At 35.2% G+C, this 12,308-nt stretch carries 11 protein-coding genes; 7 read left to right on the forward strand and 4 right to left on the reverse strand.

Annotated elements, in window-relative coordinates:
• Positions 1 to 151 precede the first annotated feature (151 nt).
• The 4 genes from nhaC to fumC all read left to right on the forward strand — a co-directional run bounded on the left by nhaC (position 152) and on the right by fumC (position 5,664).
• Positions 152 to 1,555, forward strand: coding sequence for a Na+/H+ antiporter NhaC (nhaC, locus tag QUF99_RS12005; RefSeq protein ID WP_289370277.1), 1,404 nt, complete (start codon positions 152 to 154; stop codon positions 1,553 to 1,555).
• Between the two features lie 332 nt (positions 1,556 to 1,887).
• A complete protein-coding gene (locus tag QUF99_RS12010) occupies positions 1,888 to 2,595 on the forward strand; it encodes a hypothetical protein (protein ID WP_289370278.1) in 708 nt (235 codons plus the stop codon).
• A gap of 751 nt (positions 2,596 to 3,346) precedes the next feature.
• Entirely contained in the window at positions 3,347 to 4,117 is a 771-nt protein-coding gene (locus QUF99_RS12015) for a TerC family protein (protein ID WP_289370280.1), read from the forward strand.
• 158 nt (positions 4,118 to 4,275) lie between these two features.
• Positions 4,276 to 5,664, forward strand: coding sequence for a class II fumarate hydratase (gene fumC / locus QUF99_RS12020; RefSeq protein ID WP_289370282.1), 1,389 nt, complete (start codon positions 4,276 to 4,278; stop codon positions 5,662 to 5,664).
• A gap of 581 nt (positions 5,665 to 6,245) precedes the next feature.
• Here the strand turns inward: fumC and QUF99_RS12025 are convergent.
• The 3 genes from QUF99_RS12025 to QUF99_RS12035 all read right to left on the reverse strand — a co-directional run bounded on the left by QUF99_RS12025 (position 6,246) and on the right by QUF99_RS12035 (position 8,485).
• Positions 6,246 to 6,449 (reverse strand): aspartyl-phosphate phosphatase Spo0E family protein, encoded by a 204-nt coding sequence (locus tag QUF99_RS12025; protein ID WP_289370284.1) that lies wholly within the window; start codon positions 6,447 to 6,449, stop codon positions 6,246 to 6,248.
• A 372-nt stretch (positions 6,450 to 6,821) separates the two neighbouring features.
• Entirely contained in the window at positions 6,822 to 7,208 is a 387-nt protein-coding gene (locus tag QUF99_RS12030) for a hypothetical protein (protein ID WP_289370285.1), read from the reverse strand.
• 527 nt (positions 7,209 to 7,735) lie between these two features.
• Positions 7,736 to 8,485 (reverse strand): alpha/beta fold hydrolase, encoded by a 750-nt coding sequence (locus tag QUF99_RS12035; protein ID WP_289370286.1) that lies wholly within the window; start codon positions 8,483 to 8,485, stop codon positions 7,736 to 7,738.
• 432 nt (positions 8,486 to 8,917) lie between these two features.
• Between QUF99_RS12035 and QUF99_RS12040 the strand changes: the two genes are divergently transcribed.
• From QUF99_RS12040 to QUF99_RS12050, 3 genes are all read left to right on the forward strand, one after another.
• Positions 8,918 to 9,682, forward strand: coding sequence for a DUF2087 domain-containing protein (locus QUF99_RS12040; protein ID WP_289370288.1), 765 nt, complete (start codon positions 8,918 to 8,920; stop codon positions 9,680 to 9,682).
• A gap of 163 nt (positions 9,683 to 9,845) precedes the next feature.
• Complete coding sequence (locus tag QUF99_RS12045) at positions 9,846 to 10,202, forward strand: GIY-YIG nuclease family protein (RefSeq protein WP_289370290.1); 357 nt, start codon at positions 9,846 to 9,848, stop codon at positions 10,200 to 10,202.
• 15 nt (positions 10,203 to 10,217) lie between these two features.
• On the forward strand, positions 10,218 to 11,627 hold the full coding sequence (locus QUF99_RS12050; RefSeq protein WP_289370291.1) for an MATE family efflux transporter: 1,410 nt from the start codon (positions 10,218 to 10,220) through the stop codon (positions 11,625 to 11,627).
• Positions 11,628 to 11,834: 207 nt separating this feature from the next.
• Here QUF99_RS12050 and QUF99_RS12055 read toward each other — a convergent pair whose 3' ends face one another.
• Positions 11,835 to 12,236: a helix-turn-helix domain-containing protein gene (locus tag QUF99_RS12055; protein ID WP_289374629.1), complete on the reverse strand. Its 402-nt coding sequence runs from the start codon at positions 12,234 to 12,236 to the stop codon at positions 11,835 to 11,837.
• Positions 12,237 to 12,308 lie beyond the last annotated feature (72 nt).

The raw sequence follows: 12,308 nt of genomic DNA on the forward strand, positions 1-12,308 counted from the left end.
TCTACTTTTACAATAGAAAAGGTTGTGTATTTATTATACTAAAAAAACAAATCGGAATAATGTGAAAATTATAGTTTGTCTTGGCATATTATATAAAATATACATGTAAGACGATGCACATCATATTATCGACTTGTAAGGAGAGAAGCAAATGAAAAGTGTAAGATTACCATCGATTCCAGAAATCATCATTCTTTTATTATTGTTTCTTGCCGTCGTCTTTTCCTTTCAAACGATTTTTAATCTGCCAATTCAATTAGCGTTATTTATTTCATGGTTTTTAGTGATTGGTCTTGGCTTACGATTAGGTTTTGGTTATCAAGAATTGCAAGATGCCATTACGAAAGGGATTTCTAACGGATTAGAGGCTATTCTTATTTTAGTTGCAGTTGGAGCACTAATCGGAACGTGGATTGCAGGCGGTGTTGTACCGACGTTAATCTACTACGGATTAGAATTTATTCATCCGAGCATTTTCTTACTAGCAACATTAATTATTTGTTCAATTACTTCTCTTGCAACAGGTACATCTTGGGGAACAGTTGGGACAGCTGGTATTGCTATGATGGCAATCGGTGAAGGTCTTGGCTTACCGCTTCCATTAGTTGCTGGGGCAGTTCTTTCAGGCGCATATTTTGGAGACAAGTTATCACCACTTTCTGATAGTACAGTACTTGCTGCTTCTATGGCGAAAGTAGATGTGATTGCACACGTTCGTGCCATGTTTGTGTTAGATGTGCCAGCATACATTATTACAGGACTTATGTTTACAGTTGCAGGCTGGATGTATGGCGGGAAAAATGTTGATTTAGGTAAGGTTGAGTTTTTAAAAGAATCCTTATTAAAACATTTTGATATCAAAATCTGGATGTTAGTTCCAGCTCTCGTTGTTCTTGTACTGTTAGCAATGAAGCGTCCATCTATGCCAACGATTGCAATGGGGGCATTACTTGGCGCGATTTGGGCAGCATTGTTCCAAGGTATGAATTTCGGTGATGCGATTGGAACAGCATATAATGGATTCTCTATTCAATCTGGTGTTGATTTCGTTGATAAACTGTTAAACCGAGGCGGCATTAATGGCATGCTTGGTTCAGTAGCAGTTATTATTTTCGGACTTGGTTTTGGAGGATTGCTTGAAAAGTTAGGTGTACTAAAAGTAATCGTTTCAAAATTCGAGAGGAAATTAAATTCTGCGGGAAATGTAACACTATCTACATTAATCGTTGCCTTTCTAGCAAACGTATTTGGCTGTGCGATGTATGTATCACTTATTTTAACGCCAAAAATTATGCAAGAGAGCTATGATAAACTAAAACTTGACCGCCGTGTACTAGCTCGTAACTCAGAAGTAGGTGGAACTTTAACTTCAGGTATGGTTCCGTGGTCTGATAACGGTATTTTCATGGCTGGTATTTTAGGTGTCGCAACATTATCATACATTCCATTTATGTGGATGAGCTTTGTATCATTAGCATTAGCAATTATTTATGGATATACAGGAAAATTCATTTGGTATGTGGATGATGCTGAAAAAGGGAAGCAAGTATCATAATAACAAAGAGGTCATCTTTTGCGAAAAGCAAAGGGTGACCTCTTTTACTATATAAATACAAATTAAAAAACCGACATAAAACCCTTATTTTTAGGTGGAAGAGGGCATCTGGCCATGCATAGAAGCGGTCAGATCCTTTTCCTGCCCCATGCCAAGTGAAAACAAAGAGAGAAAATGAGTACAGGTCATCTTTTGTTATCCATAGCCGCGGCTTATATGTCGAAAAATCAAAATGGATTTATATATAAGTACATATATATTTTTTATTTGCAGATTTTAACAAAAAATATTATATTATGAATAATCATTTTTTTGGAAGGGGATTTCATATTGTGTTAGATTCACAGCAAACATATCAAGTTTTGATAGAACGTAAGAATATTTTAGAACAATATCAAAAATTATTAGATTTACAAAAACCTCGAAGTATCATTAGTATTCCTATAATCATTGGGATTCTCTCTATAGGATATTTTCCAATATTATGGATGCTAATTCAAAATTTTATTCGTTTTGTCTCAGATCACTCATTGTTTATGAATATCATATATTTTGTATTTATATTGATTTTAATTGTAATCGCTATAATTGTTTATACGGTTGTATTATATTTTATTGGGTTATTTATTTGGGGAATGAACTATTTTCTTTCATCTTTGAATACAACATTTAAATTGAAGGTAATAGAAATTAAAAAGAAGAAGGAAAAACTTGAAACGAAATATCAGGAATTAAGCAACTTGCTTGTAGACTCAGTCATGCCAAAAGAGTTTCAGGAGGTTACGATTGTAGAGTATGTGAATCATGTGATTCAGCAAGGAAGAGTAACAACAATTACGGAGGCAATTCATCTTTATGCCGAAGATCCTCAGCATCAGGAACAGATCCAGATCCAAAACATGAAGCAACAATATTACAAAACTCATAATGAAATGAGTGCTTTAGAAAAAGATCTAGCTCTCGAACGAAGAAAATTGAATCATGCCCAGGGTAGTCTCAGAAAAGGATTTTTATCAATACTATTACATAAAGGGGTGTAATGAGTAAAAAGTATTTTGAATGCTAGCATTTTATCCCGTTATTTGCGGGCAGTAATACCCCCACCTCAAAGTTCTGCAAGAAGCAAAGAAGTTAGGTGGGGGATAAACTGCTCGTAAAAGCCCGATCCGTTCAACTAATGATTGGTGAAGGATGAAGAAAACGCCCACTGATCAAAGTTTCACTTTATCTTTAAAGTACAAAATACAAGAAATTGAGAGAATCACATATTTTTGCCGTGAACCTCTTTTTTGAATTTGTTCGCTAGTTGTTGATATAATAGTATTTAGAACGTTTTTGATGAAAATGTAAAATACATAACTACCAGTTTGCAGCAAAACATTGTAAAATATAAGTAAGTAAATGGTAATGAAAACTTGATATATAAGGTTTTTTTGTAGGGATCTTTATTGGGTTTTATAAGAACTATATGGTATGTAAATGCATACTACGAGTAATCTTTTCCAAGTCGGACGGAGTGTTTTATAAGAACTATATGGTATGTAAATGGTAAATGGAGTGGCGATAGATTCGAATATGATCCAGTTTTATAAGAACTATATGGAATAGGAATACTTAACCAAAATGATAGTATAATTTTAATTTGTTTTATGAGAAGTTCTAATTCTCCATGTAAATAAGACAACCCGTAGGTTCTAATAGAGCTTATGGGTTTTTCGCTTTCTTACGCTGCCAGTATATTTGCTACGGCAATAAGCACAAAATATGGTATCAAAAGGCAGGAGGGGAAATATGGAATTATCGTTACTGATGGAGTATGGAGGGGTTATACTGATCCTAATAGCATTAGAAGGAATTTTATCGGCCGATAATGCTCTTGTGCTTGCCATCATAGTAAAACATCTTCCTGAAGATGAACGGAAAAAGGCATTATTTTACGGCTTATTTGGAGCGCTTGTATTTCGTTTTGGATCATTATTTTTAATTTCATTTCTTGTAAATGTATGGCAGATGCAAGCGATAGGTGCTGTTTATTTACTATTTTTGTCCATCAATCATTTAGTTAGAACCTATATGAAAGAGAATGTGCAAAATGAAAAAGAGGAAGAAACAGAACATACACCAAAAAAGAAAAGTGGTTTTTGGTTAACTGTTTTAAAGGTGGAGGTAACAGATACAGCGTTTGCAATGGATTCAATCTTAGCAGCGGTAGCTTTTACATTGACAATCACACCGCTAAATAGGGGAATGATAGGTGGTCTTGATGCAGGTCGATTTGTTGTTGTTTTAACAGGTGGCATGATCGGATTAATTATTATGCGATTCGCTGCTACTTATTTTTTGAAATTACTACGTGATCGTCCAGGTCTTGAAACAGCTGCTTTTATGATTGTAGGTTGGGTTGGTGTAAAACTTATTGTTTCAACATTAGCGCATCCTTCAGTAGGAATCATTGATAAACATTTCCCGCAATCCATTACGTGGAAAGTTATTTTTTATGTCGTATTACTTGCGATTGGAGCTTATGGCTGGTTTTTATCGCCTACCCCCTCTGAAAAGTGATAACCTATCATTAGAATGGAACTAAAAGTGTCAAGAGGATATAGAGGGAGTTTACGTTCTTCAATGAATTTTCTCCATTTAAGTGAGAATTCTTATCATCCGAACGAAAGTCTGTTAAAATAGGAACGTAGGTATTTTATTTTCAAGGGGATGAAAAAATGGAGTACAGAATTGAAAGAGATACATTAGGAGAAATGAAAGTTCCAACTGATAAATTATGGGCAGCACAAACGCAGCGTAGTAAAGAAAACTTTCCGATTGGTACCGAGCATATGCCGCTTGAAATTGTACAAGCCTTTGCAATTTTAAAGAAAAGTGCAGCGATTAGTAATCAGAAATTAGGAAAATTAACAGAGGAAAAGGCAACTGCAATTGTTGAAGCGGTTGATGAAATTTTAGCAGGAAAATGGAATGAACATTTCCCGTTAGTTGTGTGGCAAACAGGTAGTGGTACACAATCTAACATGAATGTGAATGAAGTAATCGCAAACCGCGGGAATCAAATTTTAAAAGAAAAGGGGCTTGATGTACATATTCATCCAAATGATGATGTAAATATGTCACAAAGTTCAAATGATACATTCCCAACAGCGCTTCACGTTGCTTGCGTTATTGCGGTAGAAAATCAGGTGCTACCTGCAATCATAAAATTAAAAGAAACATTACAACAAAAAGTAATTGATTTTCAACATATTATTAAAATTGGTCGTACGCACCTACAAGACGCAACGCCATTAACATTAGGACAAGAAATTAGTGGTTGGCATCGTATGCTTGAAAAAACAGAGCGGATGATTGCAGAAAGCAATACATACATGAAAGAACTCGCAATTGGTGGTACTGCCGTTGGAACAGGGATTAATGCCCACCCAAAATTCGGCGATATGGTTGCAGAAGAAATTAGCAAGTTTACAGGAAAACAATTTGTATCGGCACCAAACAAGTTTCATGCGTTAACAAGTCACGATGAAGTTGTATTTACACATGGTGCTTTAAAAGCGTTAGCTGCTGATTTAATGAAGATTGCTAATGATGTACGCTGGCTTGCAAGTGGTCCGCGCAGCGGTCTTGGTGAAATTATTATTCCTGCAAATGAACCGGGAAGTTCGATTATGCCAGGTAAAGTAAACCCAACGCAAAGTGAAGCATTAACAATGGTTGCAGCGCAAGTAATGGGGAATGATGCAACAATTGGATTTGCAGCGAGCCAAGGTAATTTTGAACTAAACGTATTTAAACCAGTGATTGCCTATAACTTCTTACAATCAGCTCGTTTATTAGCGGATGCGACAGCTTCATTTAACGATAAATGTGCAGTTGGTATTGAAGCTAATGAAGAAGTGATTAGCCAAAACGTAAATCGTTCATTAATGCTTGTTACAGCTTTAAATCCGCATATCGGTTATGAAAATGCGGCGAAAATTGCGAAGCATGCACATAAAGAAGGTTTAACGTTAAAAGAAGCAGTGTTGCAATCTGGATTATTAACAGAAGAACAATTCGATGAAATTGTAGATCCGAAGAAAATGATTGCTCCGAAGGAATAAGCTAAATAGTTTAAAAAAGACAGGATTCTCAAATGAGAATCCTGTCTTTTTTAGCTAATAATGTAATTAAGGTAAAGAAGCTCATATGAAAAATGAAGAGTATAAGTTAATTTATGATAAAATATGTTGTTTCTACTTTAACAGTTCTCCAACAGAAATCCCCTTTTTCAAGTACGTGCAGGGCATAGCTCAGGTGGTAGGGAGGGGATGAATGTTGATCGTGCATAGTACGAAGTTTTTATTTCCTTTTTATCCCGCATTAACGTGCAGTAATACCCCCACTGATTAAAGTTTCACTTTCTGTCACATCCTATATGATAGTACTAGAAATGAAACGAGAACGTATATCCTATTTTGTAGTTAGGTATCTGAAACACTACAATGAAAAAGAGGAAGGTGATGACAATGTTGCTGATCTTGGTGAACGATTCACGAATTGAGGTACTATCCAGGGAGGATTACAGATTTAAACTCTGAAATGACTAGATTTACACATAACATTATTTTATATATTTAATTTAATATATGATTTTATCTATATTATATTATAACTATATAAATTATAATGATAAGTAATTTTTTTATTGTGATATATTTGTACTTTCCTGTTTAAGAATTCTTACTATAAAAGGATTATTTTTTTGTTCCATCATACGATAAATTAAACGATCTAGATCTTGGCTAAAATCAATGACTTTTTCATGATTTAAACCGTAACTTGTAACGAGTTGGATTAATTCCTTTTTTTTCTCTTCTATTATATTGTGTAGCCTTCTCATCTCCATATCTATGCATAAACTCCTCTATCTAATAAAATCACTTAAAAATTATAGATTATTTTCATATATAGTGGAATAGTCCAATTAACTGAAATAGAACATTTTTGTGACAGTTTAAGAAAAAGAGAGTTGTAACAATCTGGATTTGCTTCCGATATTGATGGGTTATATAAACCTCACATGTATAGGATATACAAAAAAGACACTGATGCGTATTCAGTGTCTTTTTGTATTTGATCTATTGATAAGCGACGTTATGTAAGAAAGCTGGTACAAGTTAATAGACGGCAATAGATAAGACGACCCTAACGGGTTGATGCGAGGGTTAACCTTACCTATTGTCATCTATATCTTGATATAAAGTATTAGAAATTAAGGTTATAGACCCATACCAGGGAAACCACCCATACCCATACCAGGGAAACCACCCATACCCATACCAGGGAAACCACTCATACCCATACCAGGGAAACCGCCCATACCCATACCAGGGAAACCGCCCATACCTATACCAGGGAAACCGCCCATACCCATACCAGGGAAACCGCCCATACCCATACCAGGGAAACCACCCATACCCATACCAGGGAAACCGCCCATACCCATACCAGGGAAACCACCCATACCCGTACCAGGGAAACCGCCCATGCCCATTCCAGGAAAACCGCCCATACCCGTACCAGGGAAACCGCCCATACCCATTCCAGGAAAACCGCCCATACCCATACCAGGGAAGGCTATAATACGTTGAGAATCTAATGTCATGTTTCCACCTACTTTTTATTAATATTTCATAGTCTTTTACATGATATGCTTAAAGAAAATAAAGGAGCTTATTCTCTTTTCAAATTAGGCAGGCTAACTACAGATAACGGATTTTATGTAAAGAAGAAAAGATAATTGGAGGGGATTTTATGATTAGGATACTAGTTGCTATTAGTTCTTTCATTACTATCGGTTTCTGTATTTACAGTTACAATGATCCTACTCAATCAAATGCAGCTATAACTCAACTATTATTAGCAATCACTATGTTTTTGTTAGGTATACTATTTTTTTTTCAAAAAAGAGTAAATAAGATCATGGCTATTTCCTTTTTTATTGTTTCAGGGATCAATCTGTTTGTTTATTTTAAAATCATGTTTTGACAAGAAAATTAACTTCTGGTAACACTGATTATGTGAAAGAAAAGTCCCTTCATCTTCTGAAGGGATTTTTTTAGGTTCCTAGATACATTGAATACCAATAAGTGGTGTTATGTTAACTTCGCTTATTGGTAGTAAACATGGTCTTTAAGCTTTAATCAGTACTAACATGTCTTTAATTGCATTTATTACAGTTTGTGGACGATCCATGTGAATTGCATGTCCAGCATCTTCAACAATTATGTGCTTACTGTTTGTAGATAATTTAGCAAGATCTTTGTGGAATGCTATCCAAGCAGACATAGATTCTGGCGTGTGATGAGGTTGTAAACCACCTGTCATCACAATAAGCGGGATATTGCCAAGGGATTTGGCAACCCGAGCTTGTTCTAGGCTTTCTTCAATTTCATTAAGAGAACCTTCAGCAACAAATTGACTGAAGTACGCTTCTCGAACTTCTTTCGAAAATAAAGGAGCCATTATTTTATTTTGATCTTCATGACATGAATCTAAAAGGAGTACTCCTGCTATCTCTTCTGGATATGTACTGGCATATAGTCTAACATTTAATCCTCCAAATGAATGACCAACTAACACGTAAGGAGGCTTTATATTTGCTTTCTGAAGTAACGTGCGAAGGTTTTCAACAGCTTGTTGACTATGGCGAGGTTTTTTATCATTTCCACTTTCACCGATACCTGCTCTGTCATAAATAAACATCTTTGTGAGCTTTGAAACTTCACCTTTGATGGGGTCCCAATTATCTAATGTCCATCCATATCCAGAATCAAAAACAAAAGTTGGATTTTCATTATTTTCACCAAAATGTTCATAATAGAGTTTAGTTCCACCTATATCTAATTTTTGACTTACTTTCGTTTTAGCAATTGCATTCATAACATGACCCCCAAGTTTTTCCTTATTTATTGCTGTTTTAACAATAAACGCAAAATATCTATTTGACAATATGTTATTAAGATTAATCAATTTAATCAGATTAGATATGAAAAGTATCAAGTACATTGTCTCTTTCTTTAATAATGGTATAAAAGGGGAATTTTCCAGAGAAGAGATTAACAAAGGCAGAGGTGACAGCGCCAGGGAATAGCACGAATCCAATGGACTTTGCACTTAATCTATTTAATTCTTCTAGCAATAACGGAGATACAAAGAATGTTCCGTTATGATAAACATTTTTAAATTTGTTTACAAAATAGGTAAACGAATTATTGAAATGTTTGTTATGGTTATGATAAGATGATGAAGTAAAAACAAACAATATCGGAATCTGTTTGCATTTAAAATAAACTTTTTGGAGGATTGTTTAGTGTGAGTGATATTTCAGGATGGTTTTGGAACGCCTCAGTTGAGGAGCTGAAAAAAGGATATGTATTTGAAAAGGATACGGAAGAATATATTTGTTTAGCATGTGGAGAAAAGTTTGTGAAGGGTGTTATTTATCAAGAGGAGAATGTCTTTTATGAAGCGGAGAAGTTTACACAGCTGCATATCGCAAATGAACATACTTCTATGTTTGAATATTTATTAGGTCTTGATAAGAAATTGACAGGTTTGACAGATTTGCAAAAGAAAATGGTGCAGTTCTTTCATATGGGCTTAAATGATAAAGAAATTGTGAAAGAAATGGATGGTGGAAGCACATCAACGATTCGAAATCATCGCTTTACATTAAGAGAGAAGATGAAGCAGGCAAAAGTATTTTTAGCTCTTATGGAGTTGTCGGAGGAAAAAGCGACGAATCAATCTAAATTTCTTCCTGTGCATCGTACAGCTACGATGGTTGATCAAAGATATGATATTACGGAAGCGGAGAATGAAGAAATTTTACATTCGTATTTTACAGAAGGGTTAGATGGTTCACTTTCTAGTTTTCCGAAAAAACAAAAGCGGAAATTAGTAATCTTGAAACACTTAATGAAAAACTTTGATAGCAGTCAAAAATATACAGAAAAAGAGATTAATGAAATTTTAGAGCGTGTGTATCATGATTACGTCACGTTAAGAAGATACTTGATTGAATATGGTTTTCTAGACAGAACACCTGATGGAAGTAAGTACTGGGTTAAATTATAAAGTGAAACTTTCATCAGTGAGGGCCATCCCTAGCTGATAATTAGCCCTCACCAAAGATGGTTACCTTCCACCTATCTTCTGCACGTCTTTAATTGAGGTGGGAGTCTTATTCCTCGTTAGTGCGTGATAAGAAAATGAGGAACCAATGAAAGGAGACAGGAAAATGAATAGAAGAGCAGAATTAAAACAACTATACAAAGAAACAGAGGTTGAAGCTGGTATTTATTGTATTACAAATATGAAAAATGACAAAGTGTATGTAGAGAGTACAAGGAATTTGAAGACGATGAGCGGGAGACGCTTTGAACTGAATATAGGTTCTTATATAAATAAAGCACTGCAAGATGAATGGAAGGAATATGGAGAAGATGCCTTTGCGTTTGAAATATTGGAAGTTTTGCAAAAGAAAGAAACTGGGTATTTTAATGCAAAGGAAGAATTAAAAAAATTAGAAGAGAAATGGCTGGAGAAACTACAACCATATGGGGAGCGCGGGTATAATCGCACAATATCTCGATAAAAGGAGAAATGAAATTTGAAACCACCTACAGATAACAATCAAGAAGGTGTAGAATCACAGAATCAGGAAAAGGAAAGTAAACCGATATGGCGTTCGATGTCCATGTTTCTAATTCCTTTGCTTTTGAGCAATGTACTACAATCAGTTGGACAACTATTTGGTATGGTAGTGGTGGGCCGTTGGCTTGGCATTAATGCTTTAGCTGCCATTTCAGCTTTCTTTCCATTATTTTTTCTACTTGTTTCATTTGTAATTGGTATTGGTTCTGGTAGCTCCATTTTAATTGGTCAGGCTTTTGGAGCTCGTAATGAAGAACGCTTAAAAGCAATCGTTGGTACAACGTTGACGTTTACGTTTGTTCTTGGAGTGATTTTAGCGGTAGTCGGAAGTATATTTGCTATGGATATTATGCGTCTTATGGGTACACCAGCAAACATTATTGACATGAGTGTTCACTATGCGCGAATATTATTTATCTCTATGCCAATCTTATTCTTATATTTTGCATATACGACGTTTATGCGTGGTACAGGGGATTCGAAAACACCATTTTACTTTTTAATTGTTAGTACAGCACTGAATATGGCATTATTACCTGTTCTTATTTTTGGTTGGTTAGGTCTTCCGCAACTTGGTGTTTACGGAGCAGCATACGCATCGGTCATATCAACAATCATAACATTTATTAGTATGCTCATTTATTTAGGGAAGACGAAGCATTCGTTGCAATTTGATGCAACGGTTCGAAAATATCTTCGCATGGATTGGGACCTGTTAAAATTATTGTTACGTCTTGGTATTCCGGCGAGTATTAATATGATATTAGTCTCATTATCTGAAATTGCGGTTATTGCGTTTGTGAATCGCTTCGGATCGGATGCGACTGCGGCATATGGGGTAGTCAATCAAGTGGCAAGTTATGTCCAGATGCCAGCGGTGAGTCTTGGAATTGCTGTGTCTATATTTGCTGCACAGTCTATTGGAGCAAATCAATTCGATCGATTACAGAAAGTCATTCGAGCAGGAATTGTATTGAACTATATAATCGGAGGCGTATTAATCACTCTTATTTATGTATTCTCACAACAAATTTTAGCCTTGTTCCTAACGAGTCAGAGTACTATCGATATTGCACATAGCCTGGTCATGATTACACTATGGAGTTATTTAATTTTCGGTCATGCGCAAATTATTGGTGCGACAATGCGTGCAAGTGGAACAGTACTGTGGCCGACTATTTTTGGTATCGTATCCATCTGGCTTGTGGAAGTACCTGTTGCATATTTCCTTTCGTATCATACTAGCCTTGGCATAAAAGGGATATGGATTGGGTATCCAGCTGCATTTATTGTGAGCTTAATTTTACAATATGGGTACTATCGATTTTCGTGGAAGAAGAAGCGTATTACGCGCCTTATTAGTTAATAAGTAAAAAGCGTGTAACCACAAATAAAAAGACTCTGATCTTGAACCGGGGTCTTTTTATTTGGATTCCATAGCGTATTTTTTATTTATAATTACCCTGTTATTTAACATGGTACACAAAAAGCGAATAACAAATTTCTTGTTCAAATGTGTCTGTTATTCAGGTTATAGTTCAAAATCATAGACCTTGTCTTTTGAGTAATTTGTTTAGGATTCTGGAATAATTGTAACGGCAATTGTTCGAATTGGAGCGTCAAGCTTATTGTTTCTTTGGGTAGTTTTGTAATATTTTATCATTAGGTCATTCAATTCATTTTCAAACTGTACAAAATTTTCATCATCAAGTTTCAATTCTACAAGTGAAAAAGTAGAACGATCTTCTGAGCGATCTTGCTCTTCTAATTTGGTAAGGTAGTTTTGATATTGGGTCATAAGTGATAATTGGTAATAAGAAATATAATCCAACTTTGTCTTATTAGAAGACTTTTTCCACTCATCCGCACTGAGTCTTGCTTTTTCTTCATTTAAAATGTAGTATTTTTCGGAAACAGATCTTAATTTTTGCTCAGTTACACGAAATAGAAAGTCTTCATACGATAAGTGATGCACTACTGGACGAAGAACTTCAAAAAACACTTGGATTTGAATCAATTAGTGCTTCTCAATTGTCACGAAAGAACA

Source organism: Bacillus sp. DX4.1 (genome assembly GCF_030348195.1).
In the GTDB taxonomy this organism is placed as follows: Bacteria; Bacillota; Bacilli; order Bacillales; family Bacillaceae_G; genus Bacillus_A.

Bases quoted from the DNA above. Each gene is read 5' to 3' on its own strand.
- QUF99_RS12035 (WP_289370286.1), bottom strand. From the start codon at position 8,485: ATGAATGCAATTGCTAAAACGAAAGTAAGTCAAAAATTAGATATAGGT.
- QUF99_RS12015 (WP_289370280.1), top strand. From the start codon at position 3,347: ATGGAATTATCGTTACTGATGGAGTATGGAGGGGTTATACTGATCCTA.
- QUF99_RS12045 (WP_289370290.1), top strand. From the start codon at position 9,846: ATGAATAGAAGAGCAGAATTAAAACAACTATACAAAGAAACAGAGGTT.
- QUF99_RS12030 (WP_289370285.1), bottom strand. From the start codon at position 7,208: ATGACATTAGATTCTCAACGTATTATAGCCTTCCCTGGTATGGGTATG.
- fumC (WP_289370282.1), top strand. From the start codon at position 4,276: ATGGAGTACAGAATTGAAAGAGATACATTAGGAGAAATGAAAGTTCCA.
- nhaC (WP_289370277.1), top strand. From the start codon at position 152: ATGAAAAGTGTAAGATTACCATCGATTCCAGAAATCATCATTCTTTTA.
- QUF99_RS12025 (WP_289370284.1), bottom strand. From the start codon at position 6,449: ATGGAGATGAGAAGGCTACACAATATAATAGAAGAGAAAAAAAAGGAA.